The organism is Kineococcus esterisolvens (genome assembly GCF_050871405.1).
Lineage (GTDB): Bacteria > Actinomycetota > Actinomycetes > Actinomycetales > Kineococcaceae > Kineococcus.
In genome coordinates this window covers 1-18,941 of the sequence record NZ_JBJLRI010000001.1, presented here as the reverse complement: position 1 = coordinate 18,941, position 18,941 = coordinate 1, and the positions used below count along the sequence as shown (strand labels likewise).

Here is an 18,941-nt window from a genome sequence, read left to right as displayed (position 1 = left end):
CCCGCGGGTGCCGCGGATCGAGCTCGACGACCTGACCGACGAGCGCTGCGCGGACCACCTGCGCGACTACACCTCCTTGAAGGACGTGCAGCTGCGGGCCCGGCGCGAGCCCGTCGAGGGGCTGTTCCTCGCCGAGGGCGTCGAGGTGGTCCGGCGCGCCCTGGCCGCCGGCCACCGGCCCCGCTCGTTCCTGCTGAGCCCGGCCCGCGCCGACGAGCTCGCCGACCTGCTCGCCGCCGTGGTGCCCGCCGACGTGCCCGTGTACGTCGCGCCCGTCGAGGCGTTCGCCCGCCTGACCGGCGTGGACCTGCACCGCGGTGCCATCGCCTCGATGCACCGCCCGCCGCAGCGCGCCACCGCCGACCTGCTGGGCTCCCTGGAGCCCGGCCCGCGCCGGCTCGTCGTCCTCGAGGACGTCGTGGACCACACCAACGTCGGCGCGCTGTTCCGCTCCGCCGCCGCGTTCGGCGTCGACGGGGTGCTCGTCAGCCCCCGCTGCGCCGACCCGCTCTACCGGCGCAGCGTGCGGGTGTCGATGGGCACCGTCCTGCACCTGCCGTGGGCGCGTGCCACCGCCTGGCCCGGCGACCTGGACCTGCTGCGCGGCAGCGGTTTCACCGTCGCGGCGCTGGCGCTGACCGACGACGCCGTGGACCTGGGGGAGTTCCGCGCCCCGGAGCGCCTGGCGCTGCTGCTGGGCACCGAGGGCGACGGGCTCAGCCACCGGGCGCTGGCGGGCGCCGACGTCGCGGTGCGCATCCCCATGGACGAGCGGGTGGACAGCCTCAACGTCGCCGCGGCCAGCGCGGTGGCGCTGTGGCAGACGCGTCCCCGCTGACCAGGCGGCGCAGGGCGATCCACGCCAGCGGTGCGTACGGCGCCCCCAGCAGCGCGGGGGACAGGCGCAGTTCCGTCAGGCTCCCGCCGGGCACCGCGAGCACGCGGTGCTCCAGCTCGCCGGTCAGCGGGCCGGCACCGACCCGCCAGCGCCAGGTGCGCGAGGACTCGTCGACGGCGGTGACGCGGAACGGCAGCCGCACGCCCAGCGGCGCGTGCACGGTCCCGGTGACGCCCGCGGCGATGCGCGCTGCGGAGCAGTCAACGCCGGTGATCTGCGGCGACCACGACGGCCAGCGCGCCGGTACCGCGTAGTCCTCCCAGGCGGCGCCGGCGTCGCGCCGGCCGCGAGCCACCAGCAGCAGCACCCCTCAGCCCCGCAGGGCGATGTCGGCCACCTCGGCACCGGGCAGCACGGCGACGTCCGCGCCGCGCACCACGAGCTTGGAGCGGCGCACGCCGGAGCCGACGAGCACCCACGCCGACTCCGCGACGGCGCGGTCCACCAGCAGGCGCCAGCCGTCCGGCAGCCCCACGGGCGTGATGCCGCCGAACTCCATGCCGGACTCGGCCACGGCCCGCTCGGTCGGCAGGAACGACGCCTTGCGCACGTCCAGGGCCTTCTTCACGGCGCCGTTGACGTCGGCGCGGGTGGTGGCCAGCACCACGCACGCCGTGACGCGCTCCTCACCGGCGCGCTTGCCGGAGACGACCACGCAGTTCGCCGACCCGTCCAGCGGCACCCCGGCCGCCTCCACGAGGGCGGCGGTGTCGGCGACGCCGGGGTCGATGGCGCACACCCACGCCTCCGCGGGCAGCGCCGCCGCGACCTGCGGCGGCAGCAGCTCGGGGTGCTCGGCCGCGGGCGCCAGCTCCAGCGTCCCGGCGACGGCCTGCGCCTCGGCGGGAGCGGTGCTCACCGGGAGTAGACGGGCGTGAGCGTGGCGCGCGCCAGCACGTGACCGAGGGACGTGAACGCGGCGACGGTCGGGGTGGCGCCCTCGGGCAGCTCCAGCGAGTCCACGTCCAGCGCGTGCACGGCGAAGACGTAGCGGTGCGGGCGGTCGCCGGGCGGGGGAGCGGCGCCGGTGTAGTCGGCGGTGCCCGTGTCGTTGCGCAGCGCGGTGGCGCCCTCGGGGGCCGGCTGCGAGCCGGCGCCCGTCGGCAGGCTCGTCACGGTGACCGGCAGGTCCACGACCGTCCAGTGCCAGAACCCGGCCGGGGTGGGGGCGTCGGGGTCGAAGACGTTGAGCAGGAACGACTTCGTGCCCTCCGGGAAGCCGGACCAGGACAGTTGCGGGGACGTGTTGCCGCTCGCGTGCGCCTCGGCCATGGGCTCGCCCTCGGCGACGTCCGTGGACGTCAGCGTGAAGGACGGCACCTTCGGCAGCAGCGAGTAAGGATCGGGGGCGACGGGGCGCTCGAGGTCCATGCCCCGACCCTACGAGCCCCGCCCACCCCGCGCAGCCCGCCTCCCCCCGCGGTGGTCGAGGAAGCCGCGACCCCCTCGAGCGCCGCGGGTGGAAGGGGCGGGGAACGCGACGGGCCCCCGCCGCGGGGAGCGGCGGGGGCCCGTCGGGACCGGGTGCGGGGGCCCGGGGTGGACCTCAGACGGCGGGCCGCAGCGGCGCCCGCAGCGGCAGGTCGGTGCCCGAGAGCACCGTCTGCGCCGCCTGCATCGTGCGGTGGTTGATGACCACCGGCGCGAGCAGGTTGACCGTCGCGGTGGCCGGGTCGTTCCCGATGTTCACCACGCACAGCACCGCCGCCTCCGTGGCGTCGCGCAGGTCGAGGGCGGCGACGGTCTCGTCGTCGATCTCGGGCGCGTAGCCGGGGAAGAAGCGGCCCGGTGCCACGACGACCAGGCGCAGGCCCTCCTCGTCCACGCTGCGCAGCGAGAACAGCGTGCCGTCCTCGTCGAGGGAGACGAGGTGGAAGCGCACGTGCTGCGGCAGGCCCGCGATGGGAGCCACGAAGTCGATCGTGGGCGCGGACACGGGGGCGTCGGTCATGAGGGTCACTCTAGGAACTCCTGGGCTTCAGGGGGATCAGCGGAGGAAGTCGAGCAGGGTGGGCTGGATGACCTTGGCGGTGGACTGCAGGGCCGCCTGGTAGGCGGTGCTCTGCAGGTTGTACTCGACGAACGTCTTGGCGAGGTCCACGCCCTCGACCTCGTCGAGCTGCTGACCGAGGAAGTCGGCGCGCGCGTCGACGGCCTCCTGGGCCGCGTCGAGCTGGTTCACCCGGGCGCCGACGGTGGCCAGCGCGTTGGTGACGGCGCCGAGGCGCGCGTCCAGGCCCTCGAGCTTGGCGCTGATGGCCGCGCCGTCGGTGCCCTTGACGGCGGCGATCAGCTCGTCGATCTCGGCGAAGACGCTCGTCGCGGTCCCGTCCGCGGAACCGCCGAAGACGTCCGCGCCGGAGATGTCCACCCGCAGCTCCCGGCCCGGGCCGACGGTGCGCGTGAGCGGTGCGCCGTTGTCCCTGGAGGTGTAGACCGGCTCGCCGTCGGCGTCGGTCCCGACCACGTAGGCCTCGGGCTGGTCGCTGGTGCCGGCGAAGACCGGGCGGCCCTGGTGGGTGGTGTTCGCGGCGCTCAGCAGCTGGTTCTTGATCTCACCGAGCTCGATCGCGATGGCGGCGCGCGCCTTGCCGTCGTTGCTGCCGGTGCTGGCCGCCTGGACGGTGAGCTGGCGGGCCTTCTGCAGCGCGGCGAGGGCGCTGTCCAGCGCGTTCTCCTGCGTGGTCTGCACGGCCTGCGCGTCGGTGATGTTGCGGCCGTGCTCGGTGTTGACGGCGACCTGGTCGTGCAGGCGCAGCGCGTTGCCGGCGGCGACTGGGTTGTCGGAGGGCTTGGCGTACGCCTTGCCGCTGGTGAGCTGCTCCTGCAGCTTGCTGCTGCGGGCCTGCGAGGCCTGCAGGTTGGTCAGGGAGTTCAGTGCGATGCTGCGCTGGGTCACTCGGCCGAGCACGGGGTACCTCCTGGGGTCAGGTCGTCGGTGCGGGGGGTCAGCGGCCGACGACGCCGGTGCCGCGGATCAGGGTGTCCAGCGCCTCGTCGATCGCCGTCAGGACGCGGGCGGCGGCGGAGTAGGCGTGCTGGTAGGAGACGAGGTTGGTCATCTCCTCGTCGAGGTTCACGCCGGAGACGGCCTCGCGGGCGGCGTCGGACTTCAGCGACACCTGCTCGGCCAGGGCGGCGCGGTTCTCCGCCGACTGCGCCGAGGAGGCGATGCCGGTGACCTCCTTGCGCCAGGCGGTGGTGACGGTGCGCAGCTCGGTGACGGCGGCCTTGGCGGCGGCGCGGTCGACCGTGCCGGCCGCGCTGTCCTGGAAGGCGTTCCCGGTCAGGGCGAGGTTGCGCGCGGCGTCGACCGCGTTGCCCGCGGAGTCGGTGGTGCTCAGGAGGTCCCCGTTGCCGGCCACCGTCTTGACTGCGGTGTTGATCCGGTCGGCGAGGGTCGTGGCGAAGGCGTCGAGGGCTTCCTTCTGCTTCGGCAGCGTGGTGTTCGCGCCGTCCAGGACGCCCTTGAGGGCGCCGGAGGCGGGCGCGGCCGGCGCGCCGCCGACGTTCACGGTCAGCTCCGCGCCGAGGCGCGCACCGGCCGGCACGACGATCGACAGCGTGGCGGACTGGCCGCCGGAGACGAGGGCGGCGTTGCCGACGTAGACGTCGACGACCCCGCTGTCGCGCTGCACGGTGCGGGCGCCGGTGGCGCCGGCCAGCGTGCTCAGGAGCTGCTCGCGCTGGTCCAGCAGCTCGTTGGCGGTGCCGCCGGCGGCGAGGGTGCCGCGGATGGCGTCGTTGAGCTCGGCGACGCTCGCCGCGGCCCGGTTGACGTCGGCGGCGAGGAGCTGCGCCTGGTCCGTCAGGCCCGTGTACTGGCCCTCGAGCTGGTCGTTCATGCCGGTGACCGTCGACACGACCGCCTGCGTGCGGGTGGCGACGAGCGAGCGGGCCGCGTCGGCGCCGTCGGCGCCGGCCTTGGCGAGGTCGTTCCACGCCGAGGACAGGTCCGCGAGGTCCTTGCTGAGGCCGGAGGTGCCGGTGTCGGCGAGGGCGCTCTCGATGCCAGCCCACACCTGGCCGGCGGCCTTCTGCTCGGCGGCGGTCGCGGCGTCCTGCCGGGCGGTGGCGGTGGCCAGGGCGTCGGCGACGCGGCTGATGCCGGTGACCTGCACGCCGTCGCCGGCCACGTTGCGCTGCACGTGCTGGCCGGTCTGGGTCAGCACGCCGGAGGTCTGGTCGACGCGCTGGCGGGAGTAGCCCGGCGTGTTGACGTTGGCGATGTTCTGCCCGGTGGTCTCCATGCCGCGCTGGGCGGCGCTGAGGGCTCGGCTGGCCTGGTTGATGCCGGAGAAGGTGCTCATCGTCAGGGGTCCTTTCAGAGGGCTTCGTCGACGAAGTGGGCGCGGGATCCACCGGCCGACGTGGCCGTGTTCTTGCCCCGGGCGGTGTACGTGTCGAGGGGGGTGTCCAGGCCGAGCAGCGTCTCGCGCAGGGCGCGGGCGCCGGAGCTCAGCAGGTCGCGGTTGGCGTCGGCCAGGGCCTGGATCTCCGCGGTGAGGGTGAGGAACGCGTCGCGGTGGCCGCGCAGCAGCTCCCCCCACGGCTCGGGCGCGGCGGCCGCGAGCGCGTTGAGGCTGGGGCCGGGCTCGATCTCCAGCTCGGTGGCGACCGCGTCGACCTCGGCGGCGCGCAGCACCTCCGTGGAGCGGATCTGGTCCATGACGAACTCGACCTCGCGGGTGGCGTGCGCCAGCCAGCGCGTGCGGCCGCTGGCCAGCACGAGCTGCTCCTCCTCCAGCTTGAACAGGAGCAGCTCCAGCAGCTCCCGCTCCTTCCAGAGGATGCCGGAGACCTCGGCGAGTCCCATGCGTGTCCTTCCGTCGTCGGCACCGTCGCCGGCGCGTTCCCGCGCCTGCGTGACGCTCCTCGTCCTTGCCGCACCCATCGGCAGCCGGGCGGTGGATCTGAGGTCCCGGCCCGGGGCGCTGCCGGCGGGCGCGGGTGGCGTGCGGCGACGCGTCAGTCGTTCGGCTTCCTGACGAAGAACGCGTTCTTGCCGGGCTTGCGCAGCGCGTAGGGCCGGCCGTCGTCGCGGGCCTTGCGCAGCTCGCGGTGCATCTCGCGGGCGTTGTCCTCCATCGCCGAGGCGACCACGACGGCGTTGACGCCGCGCTGGCGCTCCGCGGGGTCGCGCAGCACGTGGTCGTTGCGGCCGTCCTCGTGGGCGATCGTGAGGAAGTTCTTCGCCGCCAGGGCGTAGAGGGCGCTGACGCGCTCGCCGTACTTGTCGGCGTACTCGTCGATGAACGAGGGGGTCAGCCGGCCCCGGCGCGAGGCGTGCTCGAGGTCCTGCAGCACCCGGTACAACGGCTTCACGGCGTCCACTCCTGTCTCTCCTTCGACTGCCGCACCGGTCGGGGCCGGTGCGTCCTGCGGGGAGAGCATCGGCGGCGAGTGCTTCGACGCTGAACCGCACCACGCCGTTACGGGGAGGTTTCACCCGGTCGCCGAGGGGTCCTCACCGAGCGTGGGCACCGCCCGGGCGGCGGGGCCCGCAGGCAGCGTCCGCGGTCCACCCGTCGGGCGCTCAAGGTGACGCACGGCGGGCCCGAGACAACGGGTGTGACCGCAGACGCCGCCAGCACCCCCGTGGAGCTCACCGATGCGCAGCGCGCCGAGCTCGTCGAGAAGCACCTGCCGATCGTCGGCTACATCACCAGCGAGTTCATCGGCCGGTTGCCCTCGCACGTGAGCCGGGACGACCTGACGTCGGCGGGGCTCATGGCGCTGTTCCAGGCCTCGCGCGGCTACGACCCCACCACCGGGGTGCCGTTCGCCCGCTACGCGAACACCCGCATCCGCGGCGCCATCCTGGACGACCTGCGCGGCGCCGACTGGGCCTCCCGCGGGGTGCGCTCGCGGGCCCGCAAGCTCAGCGCCACCGAGGACCAGCTCACCACCCAGCTGGGCCGCACCCCCACCCCGGTGGAGCTGGCCGGTGTCCTGGGCGTGTCGGTGCGCGAGCTGACCGAGACCCGCGACGAGTCGCAGCGTGCGATGGTCCTGTCGATGCAGGGCTTCACCGCCGACGGCGGCTCCATCGACGACCACCTGCCCACCCACACCCCCGGCCCCGAGCAGGAGCTGCTGCACCGCGAGCGCCTGGGCTACCTGCGCGCCGCGATCGCCGCGCTGCCCGAGCGGCTGCGCATCGTGGTGGAGGGCTACTTCCTGCACGAGCGGCCCATGGCGGAACTCGCCGAGGAGCTGGGCGTCACGGAGTCCCGCATCTCGCAGATGCGGGCCGAGGCGCTCGCGCTGCTGCGCGACGGCATGAACACGCACCTGTCGCCGGAGATGGTGGCGCCGGCCACCGGCTCGGCGCCCGCCGTGAAGCGCAAGGAGGCGTACTACGCGGCCGTCGGCACCCAGTCCGACTTCAAGGCGCGCCTGGCGTTGTCCGCGTTCGGTGCGTTCGCGGCACCGGCACCCTTCTCGGCCCGCACCGCCTGAACCGTGCGGCGCGGACGACCGCTCACCCGAGCCTCGTGAACCCTGTCGGCACTTCGCCCGGACGGCCCGCTGCGGCGATGACCCGCTGAGCGGTGCGCAGGGGTTCGCCGTCGGTCGGGGGGTTCCTCGCCGACGTGCGGGCGCACCGACGGGTCGCGGGTGCGGTCGGCCCCGAACAGGGCGCCGAACGCTTCGACCACCGCTGTCCTGCGGACGGAGCCTGCCGCCTCGACGAGGGGCGCGGCAGCCCCGGGGTGCCGGCGAGACCGACCGCGGGGGTGCGGGCGCTGGCGGAGGGGTGTGGCGCCCGTGCGACGGGCTGGGGCGCAGCCGGCCCGCGGACGGGGCGGGACGTGCGACCGGTGCAGCGACGTCGTCGTCGACGTCGTCGAGGTCGTCGGTGCCCCGTCCCGACACCGTCAGGGCCGGTGTGTCCCGACCGTGGCCGTCTGGTGCTCCAGCGCCCGCAGGAGTTCGTCGCACACGAGATCGACCTGCTGGCCGGTGATGCCCGGGAACAGCGGCAGGCTGAGCAGGTGGGGACTGCTGCCTTCCGTCACCTGGAGGTCCTGGTGGGGGAACTGCAGGTACCCCGCTTGCCGATGGCACGGGACGGGGTAGTGGATCCCCGTCTCGATGCCTGCGGCGAGCAGGGCAGCGCGCACCTCGTCCCGCCCCGGGACCCGCACGACCTCCAGGTGGTGGACGGACTCGCTCCCGGGTGACTGCTCGGTGAGCCGGACACCGGAGAACCCGGACAGCCGCTCGGCGTACTGCCGCGACGCGCTGCGGCGCTGCTCGTTCCAGGACCCGAGGTGCGGGAGCTTGACCGACAGGACAGCAGCCTGCACGGCGTCCAGACGGCTGTTGCGCCCCACCAGCGGGTGCTCGTACTTGGAGTCGAGCGCGCGACCGTGGTCGGCGAGCTGGCGGACGCGTCGCGCCAGCGCCGCATCGTCTGTGACGAGTGCCCCGCCGTCACCGAAGGCCCCCAGATTCTTGCCCGGGTAGAAGCTGGTGCAGCCGGCGACGCCGAAGGAGCCCACCGGCCGACCGTTCCAGCGCGCGCCCTGGGCCTGCGCGCAGTCCTCGACCACGGCGATGCCGGTCCTGCGCGCCACGTCCGCGATCGCGGTCATGTCGGCGGCCTGACCGTACAGGTGGACCACGATGACAGCGGCCGTGCGCGGCGTGGTGCCGGCCTCCACGGCCTCCGGGGTCACCAGCATCGTGGCGGGGTCGACGTCGATGAACCGGGGGACGGCCCCCACGGCGACGACGGCCTCGGCGGTCGCGATGAAGGTGTTGGCCGGGACGAGCACCTCGTCACCGGGACCGAGGCCGAGACCCCGGAGCGCGAGCTCGATGGCGTCCGTGCCGTTGCCGACGCCGACGGCGTGCCCGACGCCCGACGCGCCGGCCCACGCGTCCTCGAACTCCTCCACCACCGGGCCGCCGACGTACCGGGCGCTGCGGGTGACACGTTGCCAGGCCTCGTCGAGCTCCGCGGTCAGCGGGGCCTGGCTGGCCGCCAGGTCGAGGAAGGGGACGCGGATCACCGCAGCACCCGCGCGGTGTCGCCGACCTCGGCGAGGCTCACTGCGCGGCCCTCCCGCAAGGACGTCGAGGCCGCCTCGAGCGTCCGGACGACCTCGAGCCCCGCCTCGCCGTCCGTCAGCGGCCTGGTCCCGTCGCGGACGCTGTCCACGAAGTGCTGGTCCTCCAGCCGCAGCGGCTCGCTGAACGGGATGTACGGGGAGTGGATGTCCCCGTAGCGGTAGGTCATGGGCGTGCTCGGCGAGAAGTCCTCGCCGGGCACGACGCCCTTGTCGTAGATCCGGATCCGCTCGTCGTCGGCCAGGTCGTCGTACACGGCCATCCGCTGGGAGCCGACCACGGTCAGTCGCCGCACCTTGTGGGGGTCGAGCCAGCTCACGTGCACGACCGCCTGCACGTCCAGACCGGCGTACTCGAGCATCACGTAGGCGTTGTCGGCGATCGAGCGGTTGAGGTGGCCGCGCCCCCAGGCGCGGACCACGGTGGGGGCCGTCCCGACGAGGGTGTTGATGATGCTGACGTCGTGGGGTGCGAGGTCCCACACGACGTCGCAGTCCGACTGGTACAGGCCGAGGTTGAGGCGCTGGCTGTCGATGTGCCAGACGTCGCCGAGGTCACCGCGCTGGACGAGGTCGCGCAGCGCCCGGACCGCGGGGTTGTAGGCGAAGGTGTGCCCGACCATCAGGGTCAGGCCCCTCGCGGCCGCGAGGTCGACGAGGTCCGCGCCCTCTCGGGAGGTCAGCGCCAGCGGCTTCTCGACGAGGACGTGCACGCCGGCCTCGAGCGCCGCCTCCGCCAGCGCGGCGTGCGTCGACGGGTGGGTCGCGAGCACGACCGCGTCCACGACGTCGAGCAGGTCCGCGAGGCTGGGGGCGACGGCGGCGGCCGGGAAGGCCGCGGCGATGACGTCCTGCCGCTGGCGGTCGAGGTCGAAGCACACCACCCGGTCGACGTCCGACAGCGAACTCAGCACGCGGACGTGCTTGGACCCCCAGTAGCCGAGGCCGACAACTCCTACCTGCATGTCCCGTCCTGGTCCGCAGCCGTCGGTGCCCCTGTCACGCGAACGCCGGTCACCCTTTGTCGAGCAAGCGTAACGCAGTGTGCCTCATCTGGCAGGTCGCTTCACCACGAGCCGCAGGACGGGCCCCCAGCGCCCGCGACAGGACGGGCCCCCAGGGCCCACGACACGACGATCCGCTCACCCGGCAGCGTCATCGACCGCACCGGCAGCGCCGCTGCCGGGTCGCGGCCGCGCAGGACGACGGGCACGTCCTCCGCCTTGGCGGCGACCTCCAGGCGCGTCCACGCCCGCGCGAACGCGAACCGCCCGTCCGGCAGCCCCCACGCGCGCACGACGTGCTCGCGGGGCCGCCGGTCGAACCGCTCCGCGTCGCACACCCAGCGGCGCCCCGCCGCGGGTGGGCCGCCGGGGAACGTGCACACCACCTGCCGACCGTCGTCCAGGTAGCTGACCGCCTGGTCGCCCCGCGGGCGGACGTGCTCGCCCCGCGGGCGCACGGCCACCTCCGGCCGCGCTGGCGGGCTCACGCGGACGCTCCTCCGTCGACCGTGATCACCGACCCGTTGACGTTCGTGTCCGCGGTGAGGAGCCAGGTGACGACCTCCGACACCTGCTCGGGGGTCGTCAAGGACCCCGTCGGGGTGCGGCGGAGGATCGACCCGAGCTGTTCGCCCGCCAGCGCCGACGACATCTCCGACTCGAAGAAGCCGGGCGCGACCACGTTGACGAGCAGGCGGCCCTTCATCTCGGCGGCCAGTGCCCGCGCGAACGACTCGAGCGCCCCCTTCGTCGCCGCGTAGACGGTCAGCCCCGGGTAGCCCTGCCGGGCGCCGATGGAGCCGACCACGACGACCCGGCCGCCACCGCCCTGGCGGAGGACCTGCCGCCCGAAGGACCGCGTCAGCACGATCGGCGCGCGGACGTTGACGTCCAGCAGCCGGGCGATCTGCGCGGGGGAGGTGTGCGCCAGCAGGGAGTCCTGGCCGACCGCCGCGTTGAGCACGAGCGCGTCCACGCGGCCCCAGTCGCGCACCAGGTCGGTGAGGAACGCGGACGCGGCCTCGTCGTCGGTGGCGTCGAGGACCCGGTGGGAGAAGCGGTCCCCGTGCAGGGCCTCCAGCTCCGCCACCTCCCGGGTCGTCGTGCGGGAGAAGGTGCCCACCCGGTGACCACGTTCGAGGAGGTCGCGGCACAGGACGAGGCCGAGGCCCCGGGAACCGCCGGTGACGAGGACGTTCACAGTGCCGCCTTCAGCGCAGGGGTCAGGGGGATGTCGTCGTGCAGCGTCACCAGCCGGGGCACCGCCACCTCGGGCAGCCGACCGGCCACGTGCGCCCGGAGGTCGTCCGCGGTCGCGCTCGCGCCCCTGCGGAGCACGACGTCGGCCACGGGGACCTGCCCCAGCACGGGGGCCCGCCGGCCCCGCACGCGCGCCCACGCCACCTCGGGGTGCGACAGGAAGGCCGCCTGGACCGCCACGGCGTCCACCTTGGCGCCACCGACGTTGATGAACTGCACGGCCTCGCGGCCCACCACGTGGACCCTCCCGTCCCGCACCACGGCGCGGTCGCCGGTGCTCACCCACTCCGAGGTCGCGGTCCGGTGGACCCAGGGCGAGGCCACCTCCAGCTGGTCGCCGCGCAGGCGCACCCGCACCCCGCCGGCCCGCGGTGCGTCCAGCCACTCCACGGGGAAGCCGGCCCGGCCGTCGCTCACGGCGAGGACCGCGCCGGTCTCGCTGGTCGCGTAGACGTGCGTCAGCCGCGCGTCGGGGAACAGCCGGCCGAGCTCGTCGAGGAGGTCCTGCTCGACCGGCTCACCGCCCAGCGTGAGCTGCCGCAGGGGGAGCGGGCGCAGCTCGTCGTCCCGGTGCGTCAGGAGGGTGCTGCGCCAGAAGGACGGTGTCGCCGAGACGGCGGTGACCCCGGAGGCCAGCGCCACCGCGACCCACGTGTCGAGGTCCCGGGGAGCGACCGGCACCACGGACTGCCCCGGGACGAACAGCCCCGTCGTGGCGAGCTGGTACCAGGCGTAGGTCCCCGCCGAGTACGGGCACAGCCAGCGCCGGGCCGGCTCGTCGGCCGGCGCGCGCCGGGTCACCAGCGACCCCAGGTCGTGCTCGACCAGCTTGGGTGCGCCGGTGGTCCCGGAGGTGAGCACCGTGACCCGGCCTGCGCGCGCGGGAGCCGTCGCGGTCGGCCGCAGGCGCCGTGGCCCGTCGACCACCAGGTAGCCGACGTCGCGCAGCCGGTCCAGCAGCGACTCGTCGGCGCGGTCGCCGTCGACGACGAGCAGGTCGCCGCCGGCGCGCACGGCGGCCGCCAGCGCTGCCCAGGGCGTTCGGGTGTCACGGGCCACCAGGGCCACCGCCCGGGAGCCGTCGACGACGTCGGCGAGGTCGTCCGCCAGTTCCGCCCACGAGGTCGCTCCCCCGTCGAGGACCACGAGCGCGTCCCACTGCGGCCTCACCCCGCCGACCTCCTCGCGGGCCGGGGAACGGCTCGCGCCGCCACCGCGAGGTGCGCCTGGAGCTCCGCGAGAGCGCTCGCGGCCTCGGCGGGGTAGGCGTCGGAGAAGTGGCGGGGGTAGGGGTGGCGGGTGCCGGTCGGCAGGTCCAGCAGGGCGGTCACGGGGCCCGCCACCGAGCCGTCGGCGAGGACCAGCGCCGCGTCCGGCACGTCGCCGGACACGGTGGCGCCCGCGGCGATGAACGCCCCCTCCCCGACCACCGCGCCCGGGAGCACGGTGACGCCGACGCACAGCACCGCGCCCCTGCCCACCGTCACCGGGCGGAAGAGGTGCGACGGCGGGAGGGGGTCGTTCGTCAGCGTCACCTGCGAGTAGATCCACACCAGGGACGCGACCTTCGACCCCTTCCCGATCTGGGCGTAGCCGTGCACGCGCACGTGGTCGCCCAGCTCCGCATCACCCTCGACGGAGCTGTAGGAGCCGATGCGGAGGTCGCGCCCGGCCACGACCCCGGCCCGCAGGAGGGCGTGGTGGCCCGTCTGCAGGCCCGGCCCGAAGCGCGAGCCGCCGTGGACGACGCTGTGCGAGCGGATGCGACTCCCCGCCCCGATCTCGAGCGCACCGGCGCCGGGAGCCTCCGGCGCGGACCCCAGCAGGCAGAACTCCTCCACGACGGTGCCGGCGGCCAGGCCGACCCCCGCGTGCACCACGGAGCAGTGCCCGACCACCACGTCGTCCGCCAGGCGGGCGCCGGGGTGCACGAGGGCCGTCGGCGCGATCACCGGTTCAGCCATGGCGTTCGAAGAACGCGGTGACGTCCGCGACGGTGTGCAGCCCGCGCAGCTCGTCCGCCTCGAAGTTGAGCTCGCGGCCGACCTCGTCCTCCACCCGCAGCGCCAGCTCCGAGAAGTCCAGGCTCCGGAAGCCGATCTCGCGCAGGCTGGCCCCCGGCGAGCCCGTCGGTGCCTTGCCCTGGCGCTGCAGGATCTCGTCCATCATCGCCCGGGTCACGTCCTGGTCCACGTCGCCTCCTCCACGTCGCCGGACCAACCTAGCGGTTGCTCTGACGAGCGGCTCCGCCACAGTGAGTGACATGAGGTGTGATCGTGAGCTTCGGGGCGTCCGGTGCCCCGTCGACCGGGGAGGTGACCGCCAGTGGCTGCGGTGGAGCCGTTGATCCTCGTCGGGTCCGGCGGGTTCGCCCGCGAGGCGGCGGAGGTGGTGCACGCCGTCAACGCCGTGCAGCCGCGGTGGGACCTGCTGGGCTTCACCGACGACGACCCCGCCCTCGAAGGCGCTCGCGTGAAGGGTCTCCCGGTCCTCGGGCCCACCGCGGAGGTGGTGAGCGCCCACCCCGGCGCGCGCCTGGTGCTGTGCACCGTGAGCCCTCAGCGCTACTTCACCAAGCGGGTCCTGGAACGGCGGCTGGCCCTCCCGCCCGAGCGGTACGCCTCCCTCGTCCACCCCCGTGCCGCGCTGGCGCCCAGCGTGGCCGTGGGGGCGGGGGCGGTCGTCCTGGCAGGGGTCGTCGCCACGGGCGACGCGACGATCGGCCCGCACGTCGGCGTCATGCCCGCCGCGGTGATCACCCACGACGACCACCTCGGGGCGTTCGCCAGCGTCGCCTCGGGAGCCCTCCTCGCCGGCGGCGTGGTCCTGGAGGAGGAGGCGTACGTGGGCGCGGGCGCCATGCTCGACGCCGGGGTCGTGGTGGGGCGCGGCAGCCTCGTCGGCATGGGCTCGGTGGTCCGGCACGACGTCCCGCCGATGCAGGTCTGGGTGGGCAGCCCCGCTCGCCGGCTGCGGGACGTGGTGCGACCGGGTGACGCTCAAGTTCCGTCAGGAAGAGCCGATGGGAGACCTGGATAGGCCGGACGAGTGAGGGAGTGGCATGAGCGACAGGGTCCTGCTGACCGGAGGCGCCGGTCTGATCGGCTCCACGATCACCGATCTCCTCCTGGAGGATCCCGGCGTCGAGGCGATCACCGTCTTCGACGACTTCAGCCGCGGCACCCTCGCCAACCTGGCCCGGGCCGTGCGCTCCCCCCACGTCCGCGTCGTGCGCGGAGACGTGCGCGACGTGGCGGCCGTGGAGCGGGTCGTGCGCGAGGCCGACGTCGTCTTCCACCTGCCGGCCATCCGGATCACCCGCTGCGCCAGCGAACCGAGGCTCGCCAACGACATCATCGTCAACGGCACGTTCAACGTGCTGGAGGCGGCTGCCGCGCACGGCGTCCGCAAGGTCGTCGCCTCGTCGACGGCGTCGGTGTACGGCATGGCCGAGGTCTTCCCCACGACCGAGCGCCACCACAGCTACAACAACGACACCATCTACGGCGCCGCGAAGGCCTACAACGAGGGGCTGCTCCGCAGCTTCAAGGCGATGCACGACCTCGACTACGTGGCGCTGCGGTACTTCAACGTCTACGGCCCGCGGATGGACACGGAGGGCAAGTACACCGAGGTCCTGATCCGCTGGATGCAGGCGATCGAGTCCGGGCAGCCCCCGGTCGTCCACGGCGACGGGTCGGCGACCATGGACTTCGTCAACGTGCGCGACGTCGCGCGGGCGAACCTGGCGGCGATGCGCGCCGACGTCACGGACGAGGTCTTCAACGTCGCCCGCGGCGAGGAGACGTCCTTGCTGCAGCTCGCGCAGGCGCTCCTGCGCGTGATGGGGTCCGAGCTCACCGTGCAGCACACCGACGTCCGCGCCGTCAACAGCGTGCCCCGGCGGCTGGCGGACACGTCCAAGGCGGAGCGGGTGCTCGGCTTCCGCGCGGAGACGGGCCTCGAGGAGGGGCTCGCGGAACTGGTGGCCTGGTGGCGCGGCCTGGGTGCCGAGGAGGCCGAGAGCAGGGACCTGGCGGTGCCCCGCCCCTCCGCGGCCCGCCGCGACGCGCTGGCCGCCCTGTGACCGCCGTGAGCCCCGTGGACCCGGTGACGAGCCCGGCGCAGCACGTGCCCATCGCGCGGCCGTTCTTCGGCGAGGAGGAGGAGCGCGCGGTCGTCGAGGTCCTCCGCAGCGGCTGGGTCACCCAGGGGCCCGTCGTGGCGCGCTTCGAGGAGGTCGTCGCCGAGCGCGTGGGGGCCGCCCACGCCGTCGCGGTCACCTCCGCGACCACCGCCCTGCAAGCCACCCTCGTGGCGCTCGGCATCGGCCCGGGGGACGAGGTCGTCTGCCCCAGCTACACCTACATCGCGACCCCGAACAGCATCGTCAACGCCGGCGCCACGCCGGTCTTCGCCGACCTGGACGCCGAGACGTGGTCCGTCGACCCCGCGGCGGTCGAGGCGGCCATCACGCCGAGGACGGCGGCCATCATGCCCGTCCACATGGGGTACGCCGCCGACTCCGCCGCGCTGCACGACATCGCCCGCCGGCACGGCCTCGCCGTGGTCGAGGACGCGGCCCCCGCGCTCGGTGCGCACACGGCCGACGACTTCGGCAACCGGGCCGTCGGCGACAGCGAGGGAGCGGTGGTGTTCAGCTTCCACCCGCGCAAGATCGTCACCTGCGGCGAGGGCGGCGTCATCACGACGCCGGACGGGCGCGTGGCCGAGCAGCTGCGGCTGCTCCGCCACCACCACATGAGCGTCTCGGACGTCGCCCGCCACCGCGCAGGGGGACTGGTCTTCGAGTCGTACGAGGACGTCGGCCACAACTGGCGCATGACGGACCTGCAGGCCGCCGTGGGCGTGGCGCAGATGGGCAAGCTCGACCGGATCCTCGCCGAGCGCGCCGACATCGCCCGACGGTACGACGAGGTGTTCCTGGGCCACCCCCACCTGCGGCGTCGGCGGCTCCTGCCCGGCAGCAGCGATGCGCACCAGGCCTACTCGGTGGAGGTGCTGGCGGGAGCTCCGCTGTCGCGCGACGACCTCATGGCCGCGCTGCAGCGCGCCGGCATCGCCACCCGCAGGGGAGTGATGAGCAGCCACCTGGAGCCGGCGTACGTCCAGCGCTTCGGACGGCTCGCCCTCCCGCACACGGAGCGGGTCAGCGGCAACACGCTGATGCTGCCCGTCTTCGCGGGGATGCGCGCGGACGAGGTCGACCACGTCCGCGCATCGGTGCTCTCGGCCCTCGCCGGCCCCCGCGGCTGAGGGTTTCCCGCGCTGCCGACCTCAAGCGGAGGGCGGCCGATGCCGAGCACTACTGCAGACGGGTGAACGCCACGGCGAGCACCCGTCGCCCGCCGCGACAGGAGGACCCATGACTCTGCTGGTGCTCGGAGACGGAGCCGAGGGCGTCCGCGACGAACTCGGCCGCCTGGTGGCACGGCTGGTGACCGCCGGGCACGACGTCGTCGGACTGGACGTGCACGCCGCGGAGGTCACCAGCCGGCAGGACCGGGCTCCGGACGTCCTCACGTGGGTCCTCACCTCGCTGGGACCGCGGCTGGTCGTCTGGGTCGACGCGCCGCAGCCGCTCCCCGCCGTCGGTGCCGACACCACCGTCCTCGCCGCCGACCGGGCCGCGGTCCTGCCTGCGCTGCGTTCCCTCTGCGGTGTCGCGACCCTGCCGGCGGACGCCCCGAGCGAGGCCGTCCACCTGGCGGAGGCGCTGTCGGCGTGGCGCTCGGCGGTGCAGACCGGTCCCCGGCGGTTGGCGGTGCGGGAGCGGGCGCCTCGCGTCAGCGTCCTCATGGCGTTCTACAACCTCTCCGACTACACGCACGAGGCCATGCGCTCGGCGCTCGACCAGACCTACGACGACCACGAGGTCGTCGCCCTGGACGACGGTTCGACCGACGAGACCCCGGACATCCTCGCGAGCTACGCGGGGAACCCCAGGGTGCGCATCGTGAGGCAGGACAACCTGGGCGGCACCGGCCGGATGGACCTGGTGTGCAACCAGCTGGTCCGCGCGGCACGCGGGGAACTCATCGCGTGGGCCGGCGGTGACGACCGGAACCTCCCCGACCGGCTGCAGACGCAGGTGGGCGCGTTCGACGACGACCCCGGTCTGGACGTCTGCCACGGTGCGGCGATCCTCATGGACGCCGCGGGAACGCCGCTGTCGCGGGGGTGGGCGCTGCCGAGGCCCTACGACGACCACTGCCTCCTGCGTGAACTCGTCCGGCAGAACCTCCTGGGCCACCCGTCGGTGATGATGCGCCGCGACGCCTTTCAGCGGTCGGGCCTCTTCGAGCAGGGGGTGTCCGCGGACTACCACTTCTGGTTGAAGACGGCAGGCACCCTCCGGTACCGGTACCTCCCGCAACCCGTCGTCGCCTACCGGTTCCACGAGAAGAGCCTGTCCACGAGCGAGGCCGGCGCGGCACACACGTACCGCGAGGGCCTGCGGCTGCGGGAACTGGTCCTCCGGCAGCGTCCGCTCGAGGACTTCTTCCCCGAGCTCGTCGGGGTCGACGACCGCGGGATCCGTGCGGACGCCTCGCTGGTGCTGGGGAACTGGTTGCTGGACGTCTCGCCCGAACTCGCGCTGCTCGCGTGGGAGGGGGCGCTCGCGCTGGGCTCTGCCGGCGCCCACCACAACGCGGCCGTCGTGCACTGGCTGACCGGCGACACCGCGGCGGCGATCTCGTCGGCGCGCGCCGGCGTGCGGATCGACCCCTCCGTCGAGACGCTCCTCGACCGCTTCTCCGCCGGCGGCGAGGAGCAGTTCACGCTGCGCGGCCCGGGCCTGGCGCTGGACGAGCAGCTGCAGCGGGCGCGCCGGGCCAACGGCGCGACGATCCACCGGTGGGACGGGACGACCCTCGACGTCGACAGCGCCTACCTGGCGCTGCACCCGGACCACGACGAGCTGTCGCGAGAGGCCATCGCGGCCTGGTGCGCCACCACCCGGGCCGGTGACCCCGTCCGCTGGGTCATCCCCTCCCTCGGCACCGCGCCCGAGGAGCTGTTCGAGCGCCTCGCGCGGCTGACGGCGGGGTCCGACCTGGCCGCCGCGGCGGACGTGACCCTCGAGCTGATCGACGACCTCCGCATGCTGCCGCCCAGCTTCGACGAGGCCCGGATGCTCCCCTCCGGGGCGGGGCACCGCCTGCAAGGTGTCGTCTCGTCCCCCAGCGCCGTGGGCGCGCTGGCCTCCTGGGCGCTCACGCGCGCGAGCGGGTACCAGACCACCTCCTAGGTGTACCCGGCAGCCGCGTCGGTGACGGCCGCCCTCCGCCGGCGGTCCGTCGGAGGGCTGCGACGCCGTCGAGCGCCGTAGTGCTCGGTCGACCGCGCGAGGGCCGCGGCGCGTCCGGCGCCGCCGGTGGGCACCTGCCGGTAGGCCCGGGCGCCGTCGGTCGTGATGCCGCCGGTGCCGGTGGCGCTGCGGTCCCTGAAGCAGGCTGCGGCCGGGTCGGGAGCCGGTGCAGGCCGGTCCTCCCGCGGCCCGGAGCGCACCGACCGCCGGCCGGCGCCCGCAGCGGGCAGCCGTGGTGCCGGACGATCCCGCCACCCGGCCCGGCGCCTGCCGGCCGTCGCCGTCGACGTCGGTCAGGGCGACGACGGCGGTCCGCTGCCTGAGCACCTCCTGGTCGTCCGGGCGTGGCCCGTCGACACGTGTCGACG

The 18,941-nt window shown here is 74.5% G+C and carries 21 protein-coding genes; 6 read left to right on the top strand and 15 right to left on the bottom strand.

The features are described from left to right. The first annotated feature begins 7 nt into the window (after positions 1 to 7). Complete coding sequence (locus ACRYR8_RS00105) at positions 8 to 838, top strand: TrmH family RNA methyltransferase (RefSeq protein WP_432482046.1); 831 nt, start codon at positions 8 to 10, stop codon at positions 836 to 838. Here ACRYR8_RS00105 and ACRYR8_RS00100 read toward each other — a convergent pair. The 8 genes from ACRYR8_RS00100 to ACRYR8_RS00065 all read right to left on the bottom strand — a co-directional run bounded on the left by ACRYR8_RS00100 (position 786) and on the right by ACRYR8_RS00065 (position 6,232). Further along, a complete protein-coding gene (locus tag ACRYR8_RS00100; protein ID WP_432482045.1) occupies positions 786 to 1,205 on the bottom strand; it encodes an SRPBCC family protein in 420 nt (139 codons plus the stop codon). The genes ACRYR8_RS00105 and ACRYR8_RS00100 overlap by 53 nt on opposite strands. Positions 1,206 to 1,208: 3 nt before the next feature. Beyond that, positions 1,209 to 1,757: a YbaK/EbsC family protein gene (locus ACRYR8_RS00095; protein WP_432482044.1), complete on the bottom strand. Its 549-nt coding sequence runs from the start codon at positions 1,755 to 1,757 to the stop codon at positions 1,209 to 1,211. Beyond that, on the bottom strand, positions 1,754 to 2,269 hold the full coding sequence (locus ACRYR8_RS00090; RefSeq protein ID WP_432482043.1) for a YbhB/YbcL family Raf kinase inhibitor-like protein: 516 nt from the start codon (positions 2,267 to 2,269) through the stop codon (positions 1,754 to 1,756). Before ACRYR8_RS00090 ends, ACRYR8_RS00095 begins: the two co-directional genes overlap by 4 nt. Before the next feature lie 175 nt (positions 2,270 to 2,444). Continuing rightward, positions 2,445 to 2,849: a flagellar assembly protein FliW gene (gene fliW / locus ACRYR8_RS00085; protein WP_432482042.1), complete on the bottom strand. Its 405-nt coding sequence runs from the start codon at positions 2,847 to 2,849 to the stop codon at positions 2,445 to 2,447. Between the two features lie 36 nt (positions 2,850 to 2,885). Next, a complete protein-coding gene (gene flgL, locus ACRYR8_RS00080; protein ID WP_432482041.1) occupies positions 2,886 to 3,809 on the bottom strand; it encodes a flagellar hook-associated protein FlgL in 924 nt (307 codons plus the stop codon). Positions 3,810 to 3,846: 37 nt separating this feature from the next. Beyond that, complete coding sequence (flgK, locus tag ACRYR8_RS00075; protein WP_432482040.1) at positions 3,847 to 5,208, bottom strand: flagellar hook-associated protein FlgK; 1,362 nt, start codon at positions 5,206 to 5,208, stop codon at positions 3,847 to 3,849. Positions 5,209 to 5,222: 14 nt separating this feature from the next. Further along, complete coding sequence (gene flgN, locus ACRYR8_RS00070; RefSeq protein WP_432482039.1) at positions 5,223 to 5,714, bottom strand: flagellar export chaperone FlgN; 492 nt, start codon at positions 5,712 to 5,714, stop codon at positions 5,223 to 5,225. Between the two features lie 152 nt (positions 5,715 to 5,866). Then, entirely contained in the window at positions 5,867 to 6,232 is a 366-nt protein-coding gene (locus ACRYR8_RS00065; protein ID WP_432482038.1) for a hypothetical protein, read from the bottom strand. A gap of 237 nt (positions 6,233 to 6,469) precedes the next feature. On the opposite strand from ACRYR8_RS00065, the gene ACRYR8_RS00060 reads away from it, so the two are divergent. Then, the gene (locus ACRYR8_RS00060; RefSeq protein WP_432482037.1) at positions 6,470 to 7,360 is read left to right on the top strand and encodes a sigma-70 family RNA polymerase sigma factor; all 891 of its coding nucleotides are present in this window, start codon (positions 6,470 to 6,472) and stop codon (positions 7,358 to 7,360) included. 419 nt (positions 7,361 to 7,779) lie between these two features. Here ACRYR8_RS00060 and ACRYR8_RS00055 read toward each other — a convergent pair whose 3' ends face one another. The 7 genes from ACRYR8_RS00055 to ACRYR8_RS00025 all read right to left on the bottom strand — a co-directional run bounded on the left by ACRYR8_RS00055 (position 7,780) and on the right by ACRYR8_RS00025 (position 13,433). Then, entirely contained in the window at positions 7,780 to 8,919 is a 1,140-nt protein-coding gene (locus tag ACRYR8_RS00055) for a DegT/DnrJ/EryC1/StrS family aminotransferase (protein WP_432482036.1), read from the bottom strand. Further along, positions 8,916 to 9,941 carry a Gfo/Idh/MocA family protein gene (locus ACRYR8_RS00050; RefSeq protein ID WP_432482035.1) on the bottom strand — a complete coding sequence of 342 codons (1,026 nt, stop codon included), beginning with the start codon at positions 9,939 to 9,941 and terminating at the stop codon, positions 8,916 to 8,918. The genes ACRYR8_RS00055 and ACRYR8_RS00050 overlap by 4 nt, the downstream gene beginning before the upstream one ends. Before the next feature lie 101 nt (positions 9,942 to 10,042). Beyond that, positions 10,043 to 10,468: a hypothetical protein gene (locus ACRYR8_RS00045; protein ID WP_432482034.1), complete on the bottom strand. Its 426-nt coding sequence runs from the start codon at positions 10,466 to 10,468 to the stop codon at positions 10,043 to 10,045. Further along, positions 10,465 to 11,181, bottom strand: a complete 717-nt coding sequence (locus ACRYR8_RS00040; protein ID WP_432482033.1) for an SDR family NAD(P)-dependent oxidoreductase — start codon at positions 11,179 to 11,181, stop codon at positions 10,465 to 10,467. The genes ACRYR8_RS00045 and ACRYR8_RS00040 overlap by 4 nt, the downstream gene beginning before the upstream one ends. Further along, complete coding sequence (locus ACRYR8_RS00035) at positions 11,178 to 12,410, bottom strand: AMP-binding protein (RefSeq protein ID WP_432482032.1); 1,233 nt, start codon at positions 12,408 to 12,410, stop codon at positions 11,178 to 11,180. The genes ACRYR8_RS00040 and ACRYR8_RS00035 overlap by 4 nt, the downstream gene beginning before the upstream one ends. Then, the gene (locus ACRYR8_RS00030) at positions 12,407 to 13,204 is read right to left on the bottom strand and encodes a hypothetical protein (RefSeq protein WP_432482031.1); all 798 of its coding nucleotides are present in this window, start codon (positions 13,202 to 13,204) and stop codon (positions 12,407 to 12,409) included. Before ACRYR8_RS00030 ends, ACRYR8_RS00035 begins: the two co-directional genes overlap by 4 nt. After that, positions 13,197 to 13,433, bottom strand: coding sequence for an acyl carrier protein (locus ACRYR8_RS00025; protein WP_432482030.1), 237 nt, complete (start codon positions 13,431 to 13,433; stop codon positions 13,197 to 13,199). Before ACRYR8_RS00025 ends, ACRYR8_RS00030 begins: the two co-directional genes overlap by 8 nt. A gap of 132 nt (positions 13,434 to 13,565) precedes the next feature. Here ACRYR8_RS00025 and ACRYR8_RS00020 point away from each other — a divergent pair, with 132 nt between their 5' ends. From ACRYR8_RS00020 to ACRYR8_RS00005, 4 genes are all read left to right on the top strand, one after another. Beyond that, positions 13,566 to 14,279, top strand: coding sequence for a NeuD/PglB/VioB family sugar acetyltransferase (locus tag ACRYR8_RS00020; RefSeq protein WP_432482029.1), 714 nt, complete (start codon positions 13,566 to 13,568; stop codon positions 14,277 to 14,279). A gap of 22 nt (positions 14,280 to 14,301) precedes the next feature. After that, complete coding sequence (locus tag ACRYR8_RS00015; RefSeq protein ID WP_432482028.1) at positions 14,302 to 15,327, top strand: NAD-dependent epimerase/dehydratase family protein; 1,026 nt, start codon at positions 14,302 to 14,304, stop codon at positions 15,325 to 15,327. Positions 15,328 to 15,332: 5 nt separating this feature from the next. Then, positions 15,333 to 16,517 carry a DegT/DnrJ/EryC1/StrS family aminotransferase gene (locus tag ACRYR8_RS00010; protein ID WP_432482027.1) on the top strand — a complete coding sequence of 395 codons (1,185 nt, stop codon included), beginning with the start codon at positions 15,333 to 15,335 and terminating at the stop codon, positions 16,515 to 16,517. A 109-nt stretch (positions 16,518 to 16,626) separates the two neighbouring features. Beyond that, complete coding sequence (locus ACRYR8_RS00005) at positions 16,627 to 18,513, top strand: glycosyltransferase (protein WP_432482026.1); 1,887 nt, start codon at positions 16,627 to 16,629, stop codon at positions 18,511 to 18,513. Positions 18,514 to 18,941 lie beyond the last annotated feature (428 nt).